Annotated in this window: 13 protein-coding genes and 1 pseudogene; 3 read left to right on the top strand and 11 right to left on the bottom strand. The window is 73.6% G+C overall.

Going from position 1 to position 19073, the window contains the following annotated elements:
* Positions 1–194 precede the first annotated feature (194 nt).
* From ABZ851_RS35900 to ABZ851_RS35915, 4 genes are all read right to left on the bottom strand, one after another.
* Positions 195–1064, bottom strand: coding sequence for an alpha/beta hydrolase (locus tag ABZ851_RS35900; protein ID WP_361136683.1), 870 nt, complete (start codon positions 1062–1064; stop codon positions 195–197).
* 128 nt (positions 1065–1192) lie between these two features.
* Complete coding sequence (locus tag ABZ851_RS35905; RefSeq protein ID WP_361136685.1) at positions 1193–1606, bottom strand: DUF742 domain-containing protein; 414 nt, start codon at positions 1604–1606, stop codon at positions 1193–1195.
* A gap of 96 nt (positions 1607–1702) precedes the next feature.
* Positions 1703–2143 (bottom strand): roadblock/LC7 domain-containing protein, encoded by a 441-nt coding sequence (locus ABZ851_RS35910; protein ID WP_361136687.1) that lies wholly within the window; start codon positions 2141–2143, stop codon positions 1703–1705.
* Positions 2140–5157 (bottom strand): nitrate- and nitrite sensing domain-containing protein, encoded by a 3018-nt coding sequence (locus ABZ851_RS35915; RefSeq protein ID WP_361136689.1) that lies wholly within the window; start codon positions 5155–5157, stop codon positions 2140–2142. The genes ABZ851_RS35910 and ABZ851_RS35915 overlap by 4 nt, the downstream gene beginning before the upstream one ends.
* Positions 5158–5546: 389 nt before the next feature.
* On the opposite strand from ABZ851_RS35915, the pseudogene ABZ851_RS35920 reads away from it, so the two are divergent.
* Positions 5547–5909, top strand: a pseudogene (locus tag ABZ851_RS35920) (hypothetical protein); the annotation flags it as partial.
* A gap of 48 nt (positions 5910–5957) precedes the next feature.
* Here ABZ851_RS35920 and ABZ851_RS35925 read toward each other — a convergent pair.
* Positions 5958–6287 (bottom strand): bifunctional 3-phenylpropionate/cinnamic acid dioxygenase ferredoxin subunit, encoded by a 330-nt coding sequence (locus ABZ851_RS35925; protein ID WP_361136691.1) that lies wholly within the window; start codon positions 6285–6287, stop codon positions 5958–5960.
* Positions 6288–6447: 160 nt separating this feature from the next.
* On the opposite strand from ABZ851_RS35925, the gene ABZ851_RS35930 reads away from it, so the two are divergent.
* Both ABZ851_RS35930 and ABZ851_RS35935 read left to right on the top strand, forming a co-directional pair.
* Positions 6448–7254 (top strand): IclR family transcriptional regulator, encoded by an 807-nt coding sequence (locus tag ABZ851_RS35930; protein WP_361136693.1) that lies wholly within the window; start codon positions 6448–6450, stop codon positions 7252–7254.
* A 316-nt stretch (positions 7255–7570) separates the two neighbouring features.
* Positions 7571–8656, top strand: coding sequence for an S-(hydroxymethyl)mycothiol dehydrogenase (locus tag ABZ851_RS35935; RefSeq protein ID WP_361136695.1), 1086 nt, complete (start codon positions 7571–7573; stop codon positions 8654–8656).
* 28 nt (positions 8657–8684) lie between these two features.
* Here ABZ851_RS35935 and ABZ851_RS35940 read toward each other — a convergent pair whose 3' ends face one another.
* From ABZ851_RS35940 to ABZ851_RS35965, 6 genes are all read right to left on the bottom strand, one after another.
* On the bottom strand, positions 8685–13370 hold the full coding sequence (locus ABZ851_RS35940) for a hypothetical protein (RefSeq protein ID WP_361136697.1): 4686 nt from the start codon (positions 13368–13370) through the stop codon (positions 8685–8687).
* A gap of 273 nt (positions 13371–13643) precedes the next feature.
* Positions 13644–14651 (bottom strand): hypothetical protein, encoded by a 1008-nt coding sequence (locus tag ABZ851_RS35945; protein ID WP_361136699.1) that lies wholly within the window; start codon positions 14649–14651, stop codon positions 13644–13646.
* A gap of 142 nt (positions 14652–14793) precedes the next feature.
* Complete coding sequence (locus tag ABZ851_RS35950) at positions 14794–16317, bottom strand: hypothetical protein (RefSeq protein ID WP_361136701.1); 1524 nt, start codon at positions 16315–16317, stop codon at positions 14794–14796.
* A 217-nt stretch (positions 16318–16534) separates the two neighbouring features.
* Entirely contained in the window at positions 16535–17179 is a 645-nt protein-coding gene (pcp, locus tag ABZ851_RS35955; RefSeq protein WP_361136702.1) for a pyroglutamyl-peptidase I, read from the bottom strand.
* Between the two features lie 146 nt (positions 17180–17325).
* Complete coding sequence (locus ABZ851_RS35960) at positions 17326–18294, bottom strand: DUF979 domain-containing protein (RefSeq protein WP_361136704.1); 969 nt, start codon at positions 18292–18294, stop codon at positions 17326–17328.
* Positions 18291–19001, bottom strand: coding sequence for a DUF969 domain-containing protein (locus ABZ851_RS35965; RefSeq protein WP_361136706.1), 711 nt, complete (start codon positions 18999–19001; stop codon positions 18291–18293). The genes ABZ851_RS35960 and ABZ851_RS35965 overlap by 4 nt, the downstream gene beginning before the upstream one ends.
* Between the last annotated feature and the right edge of the window lie 72 nt (positions 19002–19073).

Genomic DNA, 19073 nt, shown 5'->3' on the forward strand with positions numbered 1-19073 from the left:
GGGGAGCTCACGCTTGTGTCACCCGGGCGACGGTGCACGGGGCAGCAGGCGCAAGGGAACGGTACAACGTGCTCGGCACGGCGCCCACTTGAGATGCGTCACGGCGCAGGGGCTCCCGGGGGGGGACCAGGGGGACGCCGGAGAGCAGACGCCACCGAGCTTCCCCGGGCAGCGCCCGTCCCCCGCCCCGGTGTTCAGGCGTACTGCCCCAGGTGGTCGAGGATCTTGGGTGTGACCACGTCGGGGACCTCTTCGGGCAGCCAGTGGCTGGCGCCCTCCAGGGCCTCGAAGCGGTAGGGGCCGTCCACCCACTCCCCCGTGGACTCGGCGGCGCCGCGGCCCAGGGCGGTGTCCTCGCTGCCCCACAGGAAGAGGGTGGGGACGGTGATCCGGCCCGCGGGCACCGAGATGACCGACTCCGGGGCGCGGTACCAGTTCAGCGTGGCGGTGAGCGCGCCCGGGGCGGAGAGCCTTTGGACATTGTCGTCCACGAGGGCGGCAGGCACCTTGCCGGCGTAGGCGGCGCGCAGCCGGGCGGCGTCGTCGGCGAGCAGTGCGGTCTCCGCGGCGCCGTCGTCGCGGCGGAAGAAGCGGACGTAGTCGAGGCGGTGGTGCTGGACGGGGTCCTCGGCGGCGGCCCGGTTGAGGGCGTCCGGGTGTGGAGTGGCCAGTACGGTCAGGGACTTCAGCCGCTCGGGGTGGGCGCCGGCCAGCGCCCAGGCGACCATGCCGCCCCAGTCGTGCGAGACGAGGTGGAAGCGGTCCGCTCCCTGGGAATCCGCGAAGGCGAGGGCGTCGGCGACGAGTTCGGGGACGGCGTAGTCGGCGATCCGGGGCGGGCGGGCGCGCGGGGAGTAGCCGCGCTGGTCGACGGCGACGGCGCGGTAGCCGGCCGCACCGAGGGCGGGGAGCACGGCGCCCCAGGAGTCGGCGAACTCGGGCCAGCCGTGCAGCAGCAGGACGACTTCCCCGTCGGCGGGGCCGCAGGCCAGGGCGTCGTAGGTGTGCGGGCCGGCCTGGATCTCCAGGTGTTCAACGGGTGCCGGGGTCTCGTCCGTGGCCATGGCGGCGGATCTCCTCCTGTTGACAAGTGATCAACAGGCACCGTACCCGGGGCACTCGGCGCGGCGGCCACCCCGCCCGGGGCCGGCGGACCGGCGCCGGGGCGGCGGCGGCCGCCGGGCCCGGCGGGTCACAGTGCGCGCAGGCCGTCGATGACCTCGCGCAGCACCTTCTCGTCCGGCAGCTCGGCCGGCGGCACCGGACGGCTGACATGGACCAGCCCGGCATCCAGCAGATCCCCGATCAGGACCCGTACGACGCCGACCGGCAGGTCGAGTTCGGCCGCCAGCTCGGCGACCGACAGGGGCTCCTCCCGGCACCGCTCGACGATCTCGACATGCTCGGGCGACAGGGTCTGGTCGTCGACCGTCTCCTGCGCGCGGCTCTCGGCGATCACCAGCGCGATCAGATCGAGGCGCCCCTCCGCGGCCGTACGGGTGCGCCCGCGCGTCATGGCGTACGGCCGGACGACCGGGCCCGCGTCGTCGTCGAACCAGCGGGCCGCCTCCCGTTCCCGGGCCGGCCGGCCGTCCTGCTCGCTCATGCCGAAACCTCGCTTCGCTCGGCCTCGCACTCGCGCGGCGCGCACCTCTCGCTGCTTCGCTCGCCGCGCTCGCTCATGGCGTCACCGTCGTCGTGCTCAGGTGGAAAGGCCGGACCGGGGCGCGGTGCCCAGGTGCGTGCCCACACGCTTGACCAGCAGCGTCATCTCGTACGCGATCAGCCCGACATCGGAGTCGGCGTCGGCCAGTACGGCCAGGCAACTGCCATCGCCGGCCGCGCTGACGAACAGGAAGGCCTCGTCCAGTTCGACCATGGTCTGCCGGACGTGGCCCGCGTCGAAGTGCCGGCCGACGCCCTTGGCCAGGCTGTGGAAGCCCGAGGCGACGGCGGCCAGGTGCTCGCCGTCCTCGCGGGTCAGGTCCTTCGAGGCGCCGGTGGCCAGGCCGTCGCTGGAGAGGACCAGCGCCTTGCGGATGGAACCCACCCGCTCGACCAAGTCGTCCAGGAGCCAGTTCAGCTCCCCGGATCCCCTCTCAAAGGCCGGTGCGGTGGAAGCTGCTGCCTTCGGTGCGGTCATGGACCGTCCCCTCCCGATGTGGTTCCTGGTGGTGCTGTGGTGCCCGTGCCGTTGCCGTGGTGCGTGGCGGTGTCACGGGCGCCCGGGTCTGTGGTGTCCGGGTCGGTGGTGACCGGACCGGTGACGCCCGGGTCGGTGGTGTCCGGACCGAGGGTTTCGGGTCCGGTGGTGTCAGGACCGGTGGTGTCCGGGAGCGTGCTGCCGGCCGGTGCCGTGTCGTCGGCCGGCGGGTTCTCACCCGGTGGCGTTCCGGTCGGGCGCGGGTCCTCGCCGTTGTCGCGGCGGCCGCGCTGCCAGCCGCGCTGCAGCGAGGCCATCCGGGCGCGGACCGCCTCCGCGTCGCGGTCGTCCGCGTCCGGCGCCCGCCGCCCCTGCGTTTCGCTCTGCCCGGTGGGATCGGCCTTGAGCTGGGGCGCGAGGCTCGCCTGCCGTACCCGGCGGGGCAGGCCCTGGGCCGTGGTGGGCGCGGGCGGCTCCGGGTCCCCGGCGGTCCGGGAGCCGTCCGCGGCCGGGTCCTGCGGCGCGGCGGACGTCGACGTCCGGGCGTCGGGGCGCTCGCCGGCGGGCTCTGGGGAGCCGGTGCGCTCGGCGGCGCGCCGCGCGGTGCCGGCGTGCTCGGGGCGCGGGCGCCCGGGGCCGGGGCGTCCCGCGGCCCGCTTCCCGTTCCCTCCCGCGTTCCCCTCACGGTCGTCGACCGTTCTGCCGTGGTCGGAGACCAGCACCGGCGGGCGGGGGCGGCGCGGCAGCGGTGCCAGCCCGCCGGGCGCCTGGTCCTGGGTCTGCTGATGCTGTTCCCCGTCGGGGACGGGCGGCACGGGTGCGATGCCGCGCGGTGCGCCGTCCGGGCCGCCCGGGATGGCGGGCTTCTTCCGGCCGCCGCCGCGGTTCCGCTTCCGCAGGGGCACGTCCTCGTCGTCGGCCGGGACCGGCTCGTCCGGGCCGAGCGGCGCCTCGAGTTCGACCGGTCCGTCGATGACGGACGGGGTGCGCCGGTCCCGCCGGGGCGGTGACTGTGCCTGGGAGAGTGCGGCCAGCTTGCCCGCCGCATGCTCCAGTTCGTTGCCGACCGGACCGCCGGGCAGACCGTCCGCTGCCGCGCCGTCGTCCTCCCGGCCGCCGGCGGCGTCGGTGAGGAGCCGGGCCGGGATGAAGACCACGGCGGTGGTGCCGCCGTACGGCGAGGGCTGCAGGGAGACCCGTACGTCCTGCCGCTGGGCGAGCCGGCTGACCACGAACAGGCCGAGCCGGTCGGTGTCGGAGAGCTCGAACTCGGGGGTCTCGGCGAGCCGGAGGTTGGCCTCCAGCAGCAGGTCGGGGGCCATGCCCAGCCCGCGGTCGTGGATCTCCAGGGTGTAGCCGTTGGCGACCCGCTCGCCCAGGACCTGTACGCCGGTGTGCGGCGGGGAGAAGACCGTGGCGTTCTCCAGGAGTTCGGCGATCAGGTGCGTGAGGTCCGATACGGCGGGGCCCTCCACCGCGAGCCGCGGCAGCCGGCGCACCTCGACCCGCTCGTAGTCCTCCACCTCGGCGACCGCCGCGCGCACCACGTCCATCAGCTGGACCGGTTTGCGCCACTGCCGGGAGGCCGCCGCGCCGGAGAGGATGACCAGGCCCTCCGCGTGCCGCCGCATACGGGTGGTCAGATGGTCGATCCGGAAGAGGTCGGCGAGTTCGTCGGTGTCCTCGGTGCGCCGCTCCATGGCGTCGAGCAGGGTCAGCTGACGGTGCAGCAGGACCTGGCTGCGGCGGGCGAGGTTGACGAAGACCTCGGAGACGCCGCGGCGCATTTCGGCCTGTTTGACGGCGGCCTCGATCGCGGCCCGCTGGAGGGTGTGGAGCGCCTGTCCGACCTGGCCGGTTTCGTCCGGCCCGAAGGCGAGCCGGGGCGCCTCGGTCTCCACATCGACCTGTTCACCGGCCGCCAGCCGGCGCATGACGCTGGGCAGCCGGACCCCGGAGACGTCATGGGCGGTCTTGCGCAGCCGGATCAGGTCCCGGACGTGCCGGCGGCCGATCCGGAAGGAGACGACGACCGAGACCAGCAGCGCGACGAAGCCGAGGACACCGGCGATGGCGGCCTTGAGCAGGACGTGCATGGCGACGGGGGCGACGCGTTCCTGGTAGCGGTCGCCGGCGTCCTTGTCCATCCGCTGGAGGTCGTCGAGCACCTTGCCGGCCGTGGCGTCCCAGCGCTCGGCGTTGACCGCATGCGGCCCGTCCTGTGCGCCGGCCGCGATCACCCGGTCCTCGTACGAGGTCAGTTCGCGGGCCTTCGCGGAGCGCCAGTAGTCCCCGAAGAGGGCGCGGTCCTTGGCGGGGAGGCCGGGCAGGCCGGTGCTGTAGAGGACCCGGCGTTCGGCGACCCGGTCGGACAGCGCGCGCAGATCGCGCTTGCTCATGCTGCCGGAGAGGAGCACCGCGGACATCAGGGCGTCCTCGCGGGAGACCGCTTCCCGGGCCCGGGTGAGGTTGACCAGCACCCGGGCCTGCTTGTCCATCTCCACGTTTTCCAGGGCGTGCAGTGCGGAGAGGAAGTCGTAGCCGGGGTCGACGAGGGAGTTGTAGCTCTCCATGGCCTCGTCGCGGGAGACGGTGTTGTCCTCGACCTGGGCCCGCAGGGCGCCGAGGGTGCCCAGACCCTTGAGGACACCGTTCATCCGGTCGGCGTTGCCGGCGCTCAGGTCCTCGCGGATGTCGCGCAGGTCGATGCCGGCGCGCAGCTGATTGACGGCCTCGTCGGTGGCCCGGGTCCGCCGGTGGAGCTCGTCGAGCGCGTTGGCGCCACGCCGGTCGGCGAGGTACAGGAGGCTCTGCCGGCGCTCCCGTTGGAGGGCCTGGATGACGTCCTCGACCGGATAGCCCAGGTTCTTGACGACGTTGCCGACGTCCAGCAGCTGATTCGCCTCGCGCCCGGTGATATAGGTCGTGAACGCCCACAGGGCCGTCAGGGACACCAGCGGTACGAGCAGCAACGCCACGATCTTCCGGCGGACCGACTTCCCGCGAAAGCGCATGGCCTCCCCTACGTCAACCCCGGCGCACGGGGGTGGTGTTCCGTCAACAAACGGCGCGAGCCTACTACTGTCGGGGGACCAAGCCGAAGACCTCTCCTGCCGTCGGGAAGCAACCGGGGCAGGATCGCCGTCCGTTGTCCACCGATTCCCGGACAACCTGCCCGCGTCCACGCCCCGGACCACGTGATTGACGTCCGGCGATATGCCGGACGGTTGGCCGGTTTTGCTCTACCCCGGGTCACTCTGCGCGGCTCCGGTACGTGACGATGAGGGGGGACGGGGTACGACACCGAGGGCATGTACCCGGCGAAACCCGGGCAGCCACCGAGGAGTCGGACACGCGGGGAGAGTGCGGGGAGAGTGACGCGTTCATGGACACCGGCAGAGCGCCGTTGTGGCAGGAGGAACCGGCGGTCCGGCGCCGGATGGCGGACCCGGTGCGGACCGCGGCGGTGCGTGCCGTGATCATCGTGGCACTCACCCTGATCCAGGCGATGGTGGCCTTTCTGTGCACCCTGGCGGGCTCCTGGTTCGCGTTCCCCGCGGTGATCGGCACGGTCGCCAGCACCGTGGTCGCCACCTGGGCGGTGCTGGACGTCTGGGTGACCCGGCAGGTGTGGGTGCAGCGCAACGGGGTGCAGTCGCAGCCGAGCAGTACGGCCCGGGAGTTGCGCCGCGAGCGGCGCAGGGCACGCCGCCGGCAGCGCCGGGCCTCGCGGGAGGGCCCGTCGATCGACCGGGCGGCCGCCTGAGCGGCCGGGTCGTCACGCCGCTGCCGGTCGGCACGCCACCGCCGGTCGTTACGCCACCGCCTCTTCCCGTACGGCGGGCCGGACGTGAATCATGCCGTCCAGGACACTGACCTCGTGGGTGCGCACCGGCCGGCGCGCGGGCAGACAGGTCGGTGCGCCGGTGCGCAGGTCGAACAGGGCCGCGTGCAGCGGGCATTCGACGAAGCAGCCCTCGACCCAGCCCTCGGAGAGCGAGGCGTCCTGATGGCTGCAGGTGTCGTCGACGGCGTAGTAGCCGCCCTCGGCATGGAAGACCGCGATGGCCGGTGTGAGGTCGTCGATCTCGATCCGGACGGACTCGCCCTCGGGCAGGTCCTCGATGCGGCAGACGGGAATCATCTGGCCCCCCTCTCGCTGATCGGTATCATGTGTTCTGAATAACGCATCGCAGAGCGCGATGCGCAACAGAATCCAAGCCGGGGAGCGGGCCGTCAAGGGCTTCCCGACAGATGCCCTCAGACGTGCCCCGCGGGGCCACCGGGTGGTGACGCAAAGACCCATGTCGAACACTTCCGATACGGCAGACGACCGGTCCGAGGAGCGGCGCGGCGGGGCGGGATCCGTCCAGTCCGTGGACCGCGCGGTGAGCGTGCTGGAGATCCTGGCCAAGCTGGGCGAGGCCGGGGTGACCGAGATCTCCGAGGAGCTGGGCGTCCACAAATCGACCGCGTTCCGGATCCTCGGGGTGCTGGAGCACCGCGGGCTGGTGGAGCAGGAGCGGGACCGCGGGAAGTACTACCTGGGCGCCGGGGTGCTGCGGCTGGCCGGCGCCGCCGCGATCCGGCTGGACATCTCGCAGGAGGGCCAGCCGGTGTGCCGCGCGCTCGCCGAGGACACCGGGGAGACCGCCAACATCGCGGTGCTCGACGGCGATGCGGCGGTCAACATCATGCAGGCCAGGGGCTCCGCCGCGGTCACCGCATACAACTGGCTGGGCCGGCGCACCCCGCTGCACGCCACCGCCAGCGGCAAGGTCCTGCTGGCGCATCTGCCGCCGGAGCGCCGGGAGACCCTGGTGACCCGCAAGCTGCCGCGGTTCACGGAGCACACCCTGACCACGGCGGCCGGTCTGCGCGCGCAGCTCGTTGCCGCGCTCGCGGACGGATTCGCCTGCACCAGCGAGGAGTTGGAGATCGGCCTGAACGCGGTGGCGGCACCGGTCCATGCGCACGACGGTGCGGTGATCGGCGCGATCGGCGTCTCGGGACCGGCGTACCGGATGGAGCGTGAGCTGCTGCCGGAGCTGGCGGAGCGGGCCGCGAAGGCGGCCGCGGAACTCTCCCGCCTGATGGGGTACCCGGGTTGAGCCCGCCGGGGGCCGTGCCCTGCCGGGGTGCCTGCACCCCAGGCGGTGTCTGCCCCGAGAGGGTGTCTCCCTAGCGAAAAATCCCCCTTGACGGATCCTGACCCGACTTCCAGCATGTCTCCTATAGCGCAACCCATCGCACTATAGGCAACACGGCGACAGAGGTGGGCCGTTCGCCACCGCTGTCCCCCGTCCCGGGTATCTGGTCCCCAGGTCCCCCGCACCGCGCACCACTCCAACCCCTCACAGGCATCCGTGCCACCTCACGCGTGCTACCCGCCCTGCTGCCCCGCAGGCGCTGTTTTAGGAGTGAGACATGCCGCACGAAGCCCGCGCCGTCGTCGCCCTCAAGAAGGGCGCCCCCGTCGAGGTGCTGCCGATCCTCGTACCCGATCCCGGTCCGGGCGACGTGCTCGTGACCGTGCAGGCCTGCGGGGTGTGCCACACCGATCTGCATTACCGCGACGGCGCGATCGGCGACGACTTCCCGTACCTGCTCGGCCATGAGGCGGCCGGGGTCGTCGAGGCGGTCGGCGCCGGGGTCACGGACCTGGCGCCCGGTGACTATGTGGTGCTGGCCTGGCGGGCGCCCTGCGGACAGTGCCGGGCCTGCCGCCGCGCCCGCCCCTGGTACTGCTTCGATTCGCGCAACGCCGGCCGGTCCATGACTCTTCTGGACGGCACGGAATTGAGCGCGGCCCTGGGCATCGGGGCCTTCGCCGAGAAGACCCTGGTCGCCGCCGGACAGGCGGTGAAGGTCGATCCCTCGGCCCGCCCGGAGGCCGCGGGCCTGATCGGCTGCGGGGTGATGGCCGGGTACGGCGCGGCCGTGCACACCGGCGGGGTGGGCAGCGGGGACACCGTCGCCGTCATCGGCTGCGGCGGCGTCGGCAACGCCGCGATCGCGGGCGCCTCCCGGGCCGGCGCCCGGCGGGTGATCGCCGTCGATCTCGACGAGGGCAAGCTGGACGCCGCCGAGCGGTTCGGCGCCACCGACACCGTCAACTCCCGTGGTACGGACCCGGTCGAGGCGGTCCGCGCGCTCACCGGCGGGCACGGCGCCGATGTGGTGATCGACGCGGTGGGCCGCCCGGAGACCTACCGGCAGGCGTTCTACATGCGCGATCTGGCCGGCACGCTGGTCCAGGTGGGCGTGCCCGACCCGGACATGCGGATCGAACTGCCGCTCATCGACCTCTTCTCCCGCGGCGGCGCGCTCAAGTCGTCCTGGTACGGCGACTGTCTGCCCAGCCGGGACTTCCCGGTGCTGATCGATCTGTTCCTGAGCGGCAAGCTCGATCTGGAGCGGTTCATCAGCGAGACCGTCACGCTCGACGACGTCGAACCGGCCTTCGCGAAGATGCAGCGCGGAGAGGTCCTGCGGTCGGTCGTGGTGGTGTGACCGTCCGCAGGACCTCCCGCGCCGCGGCTCACCCGCCGGCCGGATCCGCCTCCTCCTCGGGAGCCGGATCCTCCGGACGCCGGTACATCCGCGTCGCCGTGATCTGGCCGTGGATCGCCTCACCGGAGGGGTCCGGCTGCGGCAGGCCCGGCCGCAGATGCTCCTCGACGCTGATGTACTTCAGCCCGGCCCGCAGGTCCGCGTCGTTGCGCAGCCGGATGACCAGCGGGAACTCGGCGAGCGCCGTGGTGTCGAAGAGGCCGGTGGTGTAGAGCAGCTGGACGCCCAGCGCATCGGCGACGGCGCGCTGGAGCTCCAGCAGATAGGTCGCGTTGGCCCGGCCGATGGGGTTGTCCAGGAACAGCGTGCCGGCGTGCCGCTGCTTGTCGCGGCCCCGGTCGTTGCTGCGCAGCGCCGCCATCGTGCAGTACAGCGCGATGGCGGCGGTCAGCAGCTGGCCGCCGGAGAAGACATCACCCATCTGTCCGACCGGTACCCGCTCGGCGCGCAGCACCGCGTCCGGCTTGAGGATCTCCACCGCCACCCCGCGCGGCTGCAGCGCCGCGCTGACCCCGCGCAGCAGCAGGGACATCCCGTCCCGGCGCAGATCGCTGTTCTTCTTGACGGCCGCACGGGTCGCCTCGTCGATCACCTCGCCCAGCCGCTCGGTGAGCGTGGCCTGGTCGGGGTCCTCGAAGCGGATCCGCAGGAACTCCTGCCCGGACCACTCCCCCAGCCCCTCGGGCAGCCGGGACAGCCGCTGGGCCGAGCGCAGCGTCGTCAGCGACGACTCGACCAGGCCGCGCAGCCGGTCGACGATGGAGTCGCGGTTGCGCTCCAGCTGCTCCAGCTCGTCGGTGAGCACCCGCAGCCGGGGCGCGAAGGCCTCCGCCCACTTGGCCGCATGGTCCGGCAGGGCCGCGGCGGGCAGTTCGCGGATCTGCTGCCGGGCGGGGGTACGGACCTGTTCGTAGCGGGTGGAGTTGGCGTGCCGTACGAGGATGTCGCTCGCCTCGCGCACCGCGGACTCGGCGGTGGAGAGGTCGGCGGCGCAGCCGCGCAGCGAGCGGCGGGACTCGGCGGCGGCCTGCCGGGCGTCCTCCACCCGGCCGGCGTACGGCTCGATCTGTCCGTCGGCGGTGTCCTCGGCGTCCTGGTGGTCGCGGAGCAGGTCGCGCAGCAGGGCGGCGGTCTCGTCGAAGCCGCCCGCGGCGTCCTCCGCGGCGCGGTGGGCGCGCAGCAGCTCCTCGTGCTGCGCCCGGGCGGCCGCCAGCGTGTCGGTGGCGGTGGCCAGTTCACCCGAGGCCGCGCGCAGCAGTTCCTTGGCACGGTCGGCGTCCTTGGGCACCAGCTCGTCGGGCAGCTCGGTGTGCGCCTCGCCGTCGGTGGGGGCCAGCCGCTCGGCCTCGCCACGCAGCCGGCCGAGCTGTTCACTGGCGGCCGAGGCGCGGGTCTCCAGCATGTGCACCAGCGATTCGGCGCGGGCCGCGGCGGCCTGCCGGGACGGGCCGTCGGCGGCGTCCGGGCTCTCCAGCAGCGCCTCCGCGCGGGTGCGGACCTTGTTGGTGAGGCGGTTCAGCTCGGCCAGGGCGGCGCTCTCGTCGCCCTCGGCGCGGGCCTGTTCGGCGCGCAGGTCGGCGCCGACGCCCACCTTCTCGTAGAGCTGGGAGGCGGCGCGGTAGGCCTCGCGCAGCGCGGGCAGCGAGGCGCCGGCGCCCTCCGGGGCCGCCCCCACCTCGTCCGGTACACCGGCGATCTCGGCACGCTCGGCGCGCAGTGCACGGGCGGTACGGCGGGCGTCGTCGGCGGCGCGCTGGGCGGCCCTGCGGTCCTCGTCGGCGGCCCGTGCGCGGTCCACGCACTCCTCGGCGCGGGCCTCGAACTCGGTTGCCTCATCGGCGAGTTCACGCATCCGGGACTGCCAGGAGGCGCGCTCCCGCAGCCGGTGGGCGAGTCCGGCCAGCAGGTCGGCGGCGCGGCGGGCGCGCTGTGCGGTCTCCTGGCGCTCGTCGCGCACCCGGGTGGCCTCGGCCGCGACCTCCTCGGTTTCGGCGCGGGCCGCACGGGCCTCGGCCAGCTCGGCGGCGGCCTCCTCGGCGGCCGCGGCGGTCTCGTCCGCGGCGACGGCCAGTTCCCCGAGCCGGCCGGCCGGGCAGCCCGCCCGCCACGAGCCGAGCCGGGCGGCCAGCGCCCGGTCCCCGGCGAGCCGGGCGGCCAGCGCCCGGATCTCGTCGTCGCGCTCTATGGCGCGTGCCCGCAGTGCCTGGCGCTCCTCGTCGGCGGCGGATTCGTCGTGCATCGCCGGGTTCGGCGGGACGAGGAAGACGCCACTCTCCCGCTCGTCAGGGGCCGGTGTGGGCGCGAGCAGCGCGGCGGCGGTACCGACCGCGACGGCCGAACGCGGCAGCAGCGCGGCCTGGGCGAGCACGTCGCGGGCCCGCGCATGGGTGTCCGGGTCGGTGATGATCACGCCGTCGACGAGCTCGGGGCGGGCGGCGAGCACCCGGGTGTGGTCGGCCGGGTCGACGGACTGGGCGAGATAGCGCCAGCCGGGCAGCGCGGGGACGCCGTGCTCACCGAGGTATTCCACGGTGGCCAGCACATCGGGCCCCGGAGGCAGCAGTCCGCCGTCACCCAGCGCGCCGAGGATCCGCGCATCGTCGGCGGCGGCCGTGCGCAGGTCGAACAGCTGCCGTTCGGCGGCGGCGACGCCCTCCTCCAGCAGCGCGTGCAGCTCGTCGGCGTTGCGGTCCAGCTCCTCGGCGGTGAGCGGTCCCGCGGTGGGACGGCGGGGGGTGACCGGGTCCGTGCCGGGCGTGGCCGTACGGGGGCCGGGCACGCCCGGGGACTTGGCCTCGGACTGCGGGAGTCCGAGGAGGTCGGCGAGCCGCTGCTCGGCGCCGATGGACTCGGCGGCCAGGCGCTCGGCGTCGTAGGCACGCCCGGCGGCCTGCGCGGCGTCGTCGGCACGGGCCGCCGCCAGCTCGGCGGCGGAGTGCCGCGCGGTGGCCTCGCGGGCGCGGTCGGTGGCCTGCCGGGCGGTCTCCCGGGCCGAGTCCCAGGCCTCGACGGCGGTCTTCTCGGCGTCCGAGGCGGCGAGCGCGGCACGGGCCGGGTCGGCGTCGGGGGCGCTGTCGTCCAGCCAGCCGGCCCGGACGGCTTCGGCGGTCTCCTCGGTGACCTCCGCCAGACGCTGTTTGAGGTGGTCGGCCTCGCTGCGGGCGCGCTGGGCGTGGGTGGCGGCCGTGGTGGCGTCGCGGTGCGCGGATTCACCGGCCTCCTGGAGGGCCGCGGAGCGTTCCTCCTCCTCATTGGCGACCTGCTCTCCGGCCTCGGCCGCGCTGTGCAGGGCACGTACGAGGTCGGCGGCAGCGGTGGCCCGGGCGGCGAGCGCGGGGGCGGCGTCCCGCTCGGCCTCGCGGATGGCGGCGGCGACCCGCGCGGAGCGGTCGGCGGCGGCGCGGTGGCGCAGCGCGGTCTCGGCGGCCTGCCAGGCGCTGTGCAGCGTACGGGCGTCGTTCAGCTCACGGCGCTGGGCGGCGGCGCCCTTCTCGGCGGCGGCCAGCGCCAGCGAGGCGTGCCGGTAGGCGAGTTCGGCGGAGACCAGGGAGCGGCGCTCGCGGCCCCGCTCGGCGTCGGTGACGCGATGGGCCGCGGCGGCGACCTGTTCGGCCAGCTCGGCGGCGCGGCCGCGCTCCTCGGTGCCGCGGGCGTGCAGCCGCTGGGCGAGGGCGCGGGTGCGGCGCTCGGCGCCCGCATGCACCTCGCGGGCGCGTTCGCGCTGCTCGGCGGCGTCGGCGATACGGGAGAGCAGGTCGAGGGAACCGGCGGTGAAGTCCCGTTCGGCGGTGAGTTCGGCACGCCGGCCGAGCTTGTGGGCGAAGCCGTGCACGAGGTCGGCGAGGCCGTCGGTGTCCCGGGTGTCCGTGACGGCACGCAGCAGGAGGTCGGTGAAGTCCGAGTCGTTCTTGACCGCGAAGAGGCCGGCCGCCTCACCCTCGTCGGCGTTCATCTCCCGCTGGTAGCGGAAGAGTTCCGGGTCCAGGCCCAGCTCGCCGAGGTGGACGTTCCAGCGCTCGTGGCCCTCCTCCCAGACCACATCCAGATTGGGGTAGTTCTTCCCGGCCTCGGTGAGGACGTCGCGGAAGCCCTTCATCGTGCGCCGGCGGCCCTGGGCGCCGGAGCTGCCCTCACCGCTCTCCTGGCGGGGGCGGACGATGGTGGCCTCGGCGACGGGGAGGGAGTCCAGGCTCATGCCCGGACCGGGCCGGAAGCTGTACCAGGCCTCGGCGAACTTCCGGGGGTCGTTGGAGACCTGCCGGCCGCGCCATTCGCTGACCTTGCCGACGACCACGCTCTCGCCGGTGAGGACGTGCTGCCACTCCAGGGCGACATGGCCGCAGTCGTCGGCGAGCAGGAATTTGCGCAGGACGCCGGAGCTGGCGCCGCCGAGGGTGTTGCGGTGGCCGGGCAGCATCACCGAGAAGATCAGCTTGAGCAGGACGGACTTGCCGCCGCCGTTCTCCAGGAAGAGCACGCCCGCGGGCGCCGGGCGGCGCGGCGGGCCGACCGGTTCGTCCTCGAAGAAGTCCGCCTGGGCCGGGGCCGGTCGGGGTACGGGCGCGCCGACTCCGCGCAGGTCCAGCACGGTGTCGGCATAGCGCGCACCGGCGGGCCCGATGGAGTAGAGGCGGACCCGGGACAGCTCGTACATGGCGGACTCTCGTTGTCGTGTCGGGAAGTTGGCGTGTCGGGAGGGGCGGCGCCGCTCCCCCGCCCCCGCCCCCTCCCCCTTCGGGGGAGGGGGCGGGGGTGGGTTCGGGGGTGGGGGAGCGAGAGGCGGTCGGCGTCGGTCGGCGGTCGGTGGTCGGGATCGGATAGCTGGTCGGAGCCGTCGATGGCTGTCGGCCGGCTCGGTCGGCGGCAGGCCGGCCAGCGCGGTCGCCGGCCCGCCGGCCGGGAGGTCAGCGGTCGTGGGGCCGGTGCGTCATCCGGAGTGGAAGGGCAGTCCGGCGTCCGCGACCAGGTCGAGGTCTTCGGTGTCCTCGCCCGGCAGCAGCGCGGCGTTGCCGTCGGCGACGGGGACGATGCCCAGCTCCAGCAACTCGGCCATGGCGGCGCTGCCGGCCATGTCGCGGACCTGGAGCTGGTAGCGGGCGGTGGTGCGGTAGGCGCCACCGGAGTCATCGCCGGTGCGCTGCAGGAAGCCGGAGTCCACGAGGAACGTGACGGCCTTGGCGATGATGCCCGTGGTCGAGCCGGCCAGCCGGCGGGCGTCCTTGGTGGCACCGGTCGCGCTGCGCCGCGCGTAGAGGCGCCAGGCGGATTCCAGGCCGGGGGCATCGGTGGCCGGGTCGGTGTTCTCGCCCTCCTGCTCGGCGCGCTCCTCCAGGCGACGGCAGGCCTGCCGGACGAAGGCGTCGACGCCATTGACGGTGATCCGGCCGATATAGCCGTCGTCGGCGAGGTCTTCGGGGCGCGGGAAGGCCAGTGCGGCGACGGCGAGGTGGGCCAGGCCGTGCAGAAAGCGGTCGGCGGAGTCAGCGGAGGCGCGACGCGCGTAGTCACCCATCCGTACGGCGAAGACGGAGTCCTCTTGGGCGGTGACGGCCATCCCGGCGCGGGTGGAGACCTCCAGGACGACCAGGCCGAGGCCGGTGGCGACGGCGTCGGCGAGCCGGGCGAAGGCGGGCTCGTCGCGATAGCGGCGCAGCAGTTCGCCGTATTCGGCGTCACGGGCGGGCAGCAGCTTGGGCTGGAGGCCGAAGGACACCAGCCGTGCGGCATCGGCGGCGTCGGCCGGGGTGAGGGGGTGGGGCCGCCCCTGCTCGGGGGAGTCCCCCCGGTCGAGCGACGGCGAGAGCGGAGGAGCGGCCGAGAGCTCGGGGGCGGGCCCCGCCGCGGCCGGCTCGGTGTCGGCGGTGGGTGCGCCCCAGCCCGGTTCACCGGCCGCGGACGCCGGATCCGGCTGCGGCGTCTCGTCGTACTGGGTCACGGAACAAGCTCCTTGCTGGGGACGGTCTCGGAATTCTCTGGCCGGCACGGCACCGGGCGGCCGGGCGGCGTCGGGCCGGGGCGCTGCCGGACGGGGCGCGCCACGCTGCTCGCCGGCCGCCCGCCCTGGACACGGTCCGCCATCACGCCACCTCCGAACGGTCCGCGGCCATTCCTGCGGAGTCCAGCAGGGCCGTGCCGACGATGAGGTCGGCGCCGCCGAACTCGGGGTCGGTCAGCTCCGTGCCGTCGTCGACGGCGAACAGCAGCTGCTGCTCGCCCTGCCGGTACGCCGTGCCGACCGGCGGGCTGGCGGCGTGCACCGCCAGCAGGGCGACGAGATAGGGGAGTTCGGGATCGCTGCGGCGTGCGTCGGCGAGCAGTCCGGAGAGCCTTCGGGGCGCGTCGGCGGGCAGGTCGAGCAGCGTCATCGCGGCGTCGAGCTGCGCCTCGCTGAAGCGGCTGTCGTCGGGCGTCGCCACCAGATCGGGCTCGGGCATCTCGGCGCCCAGGTGCTCGCGCTCCACGGGCGGGGTGAGCAGCACCTCGACGAGGTCGCCGACCCGGACGGCCGAGGGCGTGCGCAGGCCCGTGCCATGGGCGAAGAAGGCGTCGGTGACGCGGATGGCCTGCTCGGCGGGGAGCGGCAGCAGAGGCGCGACGAGCTGGCCGTAGAGGTCGAGTCCGGAGCGGGCGACGGGGGTGGCGAAGGCCTGCCGGTCCTGCTCGGCGCGGAAGAGCGGTCCGGCCTCCAGCAGCCGGGACTGCAGCTGGGTGTGGCGGCGGATGCAGTCCTTGACGATGTCGACGAGCTCGGCGGCGCGGCGCTTGTGCTCGGGCTCCTCGGTCTCGTCCCGGGCCTTGCGGATGTTCGTCAGGATGGCGTTCTCGTGGCGGTAGCGGTCCGCGACGTGGTCCAGCGCCTCGTTGATCATGTCCGGGACGGACTCCAGCCAGTCCACGGCGCGGACGTTGCGGCGGGTGGCGTCCAGGGTCCTGCGCAGCGTCTCGGCGTACTGCACGGTGCGGTAGCGGGCCTGCTCGGCGGCGAGCTGGGCGTCAGCCAGCCGGCCGCGGTTGATCAGCACCTCCAGCTTGACCTCGGCGGCGATCTGGGCGCTGGTGACGTCCGTGTCGAGCGCGCCGACGAGGACGTTGACCGCTTCGTCGGTGGCCCGCAGGAAGACGGTGCCGCCGGTGCCGGGGACCTCCTCGATGAGCTTGAAGTCGTAGTCGCGGCGGACGTACTGGCCCTCGGTGGTGAAGGTGCCGTAAACGGCCCGGAAACCGCGGTCCACGCTGCCGACGTTGATCAGGTTCTCCAGCACCCAGCGGGCCACCCGCTCGTGCTCGCCCGTGGAGCGGCGGGGGGCCTGGGCGGCGACCCGCGGGAGGACCTTCGCCACTATCTCCTCATGGTCGGCGCCGGTGTCGAAGTCCATGTGGAGGGTGACGAGATCGATGACGGCGAGCGCCACCTCCGCCATGGCATAGATGCCGTACTCGCCCGCGAGGTTGGCCTTGCGCACGTCGAGGTCGTGCAGCGGCGCGGTGCACGCGAGGGCGCGCAGCCGACGGGCCAGGCCTTCGTCGGCTGCCGGGCCCGGCGCGGGCCGGTTCGGCCCGTTGAGCTGGGGCGCAGCGGGCCCCGGGGCGGAAAAAGTCACGTCGCACAGAGTAGGCGGTCGCACTGACAACGGACGAAACGGCGCGGATCCGTTCATGGGTGGAACCGCTGGTGGATCCGTTGACGGACCACTCGCCGGGCCGGCGGATCAGTCTACGGCGTGGCCGGCGGCGGCCCGGCGCCAGGTCCCGCGGCGGGTGCGCCGGAGCCCGTGCCGGTGCTCAACAGGACGCTCAATGGGGCGCTCAATGGGGCGCTCAATGGGTTGCCCCGCCCGCGATCCGGAGATCGGTGCGGGTGTGCGCGGCGGTGACCGCGATCTCCCGCAGGGCGCGGGCGACCGCGTCGGCCGGCAGCGACGGCTGGGCGCGGTCGACCACCTGCTCCGGCGTGTAGGGGACGTGGACGAATCCGCCGCGCAGGCCGGGCAGTTCGGTGGCGATGAGGTGGGCGAGGCCGTAGAAGACGTGGTTGCAGACGAAGGTGCCCGCGGTGTTGGAGACGGAGGCGGGCAGGCCGGCGGCGCGGACGGCGGCCACACACGCCTTGACCGGCAGGGTGGAGAAGTAGGCGGCGGGGCCACCGGGCACGATCGGCTCGTCGACCGGTTCGGCGCCCGAGGCGTCGGGGATCCGGGCGTCGTCGACGTTGACGGCGACGCGTTCGACGGTGATGTCGGGGCGCCCGCCCGCCTGGCCGACGCACACCACTATCCCGGGGCGGGTCTCCTCTATCGCGGCGCGCAGCACCGCCACCGACGCTCCGTAGACGCAGGGAAGCTCGACGGCGAAGGCCTCGATGCCGGTGGGCGGTTCGTCCGCGGCGGCGCGTACCGCCTGCCAGGAGGGGTTGGTGGATTCGCCGTCGAAAGGCGCAAATCCGGTCAGCAGTACCCGGGTCATACGGTCATCCTTGGTGCGGTGCGGTGCGAGGCGAGGCGGGTGGTGCGAGGGGTGCAGGACGGTGCGTACCGCACCATGGGCGGGGGACGCAAGGGCGGGGCGGAGCACGGTGCCGCCGGAGTGCGGCAGGCGCGCCCGGAGCGGGTTCAGAAGGCGAACAGCGCCATGATCAGGATGTTGCAGCCGAGCAGTATCCCCGCGGTGGGCAACTGCGCCTTGATCGGCCCGTACTGGTCCTTCAGCTCCAGCAGGGCCGCCGGAACGATGTTGAAGTTGGCGGCCATAGGCGTCACCAGGGTGCCGCAGAAGCCGGCGAGCATGCCGATGGCCAGGACGGCGGCGGGGTTGCCGTGGAAGTGGCCTATCAGGACCGGCCAGCCGACCGCGGCGGTCATCACGGGGAAGGCGGCGAAACCGTTGCCCATGATTACGGTGAACGCGAACATGCCCACGCAGTAGACGACGATCGCGATGTACAGCGAGCCCTCGGGCAGGACGGAGGTGGTGAGCTTGCCGACCTGGTTGCCGACGCCGGAGACCTGGAAGATGGCGCCCAGCGTGGCCAGCATCTGGGGCAGCAGCATCGCCCAGCCCATCGCCTCGAGCATCGAGCGGCCGGACTGCACGGGCACGGAGATCCGCTTCTCCCGGAGCATGATCATCGCGACGACGAGGGCGACGACGGCACCGATCCCCAGGCCCAGGATGGTCTCACTGCCCTCCTGGAGGACCGGCTCACCCCCGAAGGACAGGTGCTTGACGCCGATCGCGCAGGCCATGGCGACGGCGGGGATGGTGAGCGCGGGGACGAACAGCCTGTTGCCGAGCTTGGCGGCACTGGCGGTGCGCTGTTCGGGGGTCGTGGTGCGCGGGGTGCCGCGCCCGGTGAAGCCGAAGCCGGCCAGGCAGGCCATGACGAGGACCGCGGCGCCCAGCGGCTCGGCCGGCGCCTGCTTGGTGACGACCCAACTGCTGTAGATGAAGCCGGCACCGATCAGGCCCCAGAAGGTGCCGGTGCCCAGGCGCTTGGGGTTGCTGCGGTCGGTGACCATCTGGGCGGCCATCACCAGGAAGCTGAAGCCCACCAGCCAGTAGAACCACTCTGCCTTGATCACTTGGCGGCCTCCACTGCGGCGGTGTCGTGGACATGGGCGGTGAGCAGTTCGCGTTCCAAGTGGCGGTCCAGGCGCAGCAGTCGCCAGCCGTGGACGACGAAGGCGCACACGGCGGTGGGGATCGCCCACAGCGCAAGGTGCAGCGGTTCGAGGTGGGTCCCGTAGGTGGTGTTGACGAAGCCGGTGATCAGCAGGATCGAGCCGACGGCGAGGAAGACGTCCTCCCCGAAGAAGAGGCCGACGTTGTCCGCACTGGAGGCGAACGACCTGACCTTCTCCCGTGTCCGGTCCGGGAGTTCGCCGTATTTCCGCTCGGCCGCGCCCTCGGCCATCGGGACGGCCAGCGGGCGGACGGTCTGGGCGGGACCGAAGACATTGGTCAGCCCGACCGCGGCGCCGATCTGCCGCAGTCCGAGGTAGAGCGCCAGGAAACGGCCGGTGGTGAGCCCGGCGAACCGGGCGATGAGGTTGCGGGCCTGCTCCTGGAGGCCGTAGCGCTCCAGGAGGCCGATGACCGGGAGGGTGATCGCGAAGATCGTCACCGCCCGGCTGCCGGCGAAGCCGTTGCCGAACGCGGCGAGCACCTTGCCCGGCGACAGCCCTCCGAGGAGGCCGGTCACGATGCCGGCCACCCCCACGACCAGCAGGGGATTGCGTTTCGTGGCGAAGCCGATCACGACCACGAGCACGCCGAGGAGCACGATCATGGGTCCGCCTTCCGCGTACGGGGACCCGCCCGGGTCCACAGGGAGATGAAGAGATTGCAGCGGAGGCTAGGC

It is taken from the genome of Streptomyces sp. NPDC047049 (assembly GCF_040643995.1).
Classification (GTDB): domain Bacteria; phylum Actinomycetota; class Actinomycetes; order Streptomycetales; family Streptomycetaceae; genus Streptomyces; species Streptomyces mooreae.

Coding starts and splice junctions, on each gene's coding strand:
- ABZ851_RS35930 (WP_361136693.1), top strand. CDS start 6,448: ATGTCGAACACTTCCGATACGGCAGACGACCGGTCCGAGGAGCGGCGC.
- ABZ851_RS35925 (WP_361136691.1), bottom strand. CDS start 6,287: ATGATTCCCGTCTGCCGCATCGAGGACCTGCCCGAGGGCGAGTCCGTC.
- ABZ851_RS35935 (WP_361136695.1), top strand. CDS start 7,571: ATGCCGCACGAAGCCCGCGCCGTCGTCGCCCTCAAGAAGGGCGCCCCC.
- ABZ851_RS35905 (WP_361136685.1), bottom strand. CDS start 1,606: ATGAGCGAGCAGGACGGCCGGCCGGCCCGGGAACGGGAGGCGGCCCGC.
- ABZ851_RS35900 (WP_361136683.1), bottom strand. CDS start 1,064: ATGGCCACGGACGAGACCCCGGCACCCGTTGAACACCTGGAGATCCAG.
- ABZ851_RS35915 (WP_361136689.1), bottom strand. CDS start 5,157: ATGCGCTTTCGCGGGAAGTCGGTCCGCCGGAAGATCGTGGCGTTGCTG.
- ABZ851_RS35940 (WP_361136697.1), bottom strand. CDS start 13,370: ATGTACGAGCTGTCCCGGGTCCGCCTCTACTCCATCGGGCCCGCCGGT.
- pcp (WP_361136702.1), bottom strand. CDS start 17,179: ATGACCCGGGTACTGCTGACCGGATTTGCGCCTTTCGACGGCGAATCC.
- ABZ851_RS35965 (WP_361136706.1), bottom strand. CDS start 19,001: ATGATCGTGCTCCTCGGCGTGCTCGTGGTCGTGATCGGCTTCGCCACG.
- ABZ851_RS35910 (WP_361136687.1), bottom strand. CDS start 2,143: ATGACCGCACCGAAGGCAGCAGCTTCCACCGCACCGGCCTTTGAGAGG.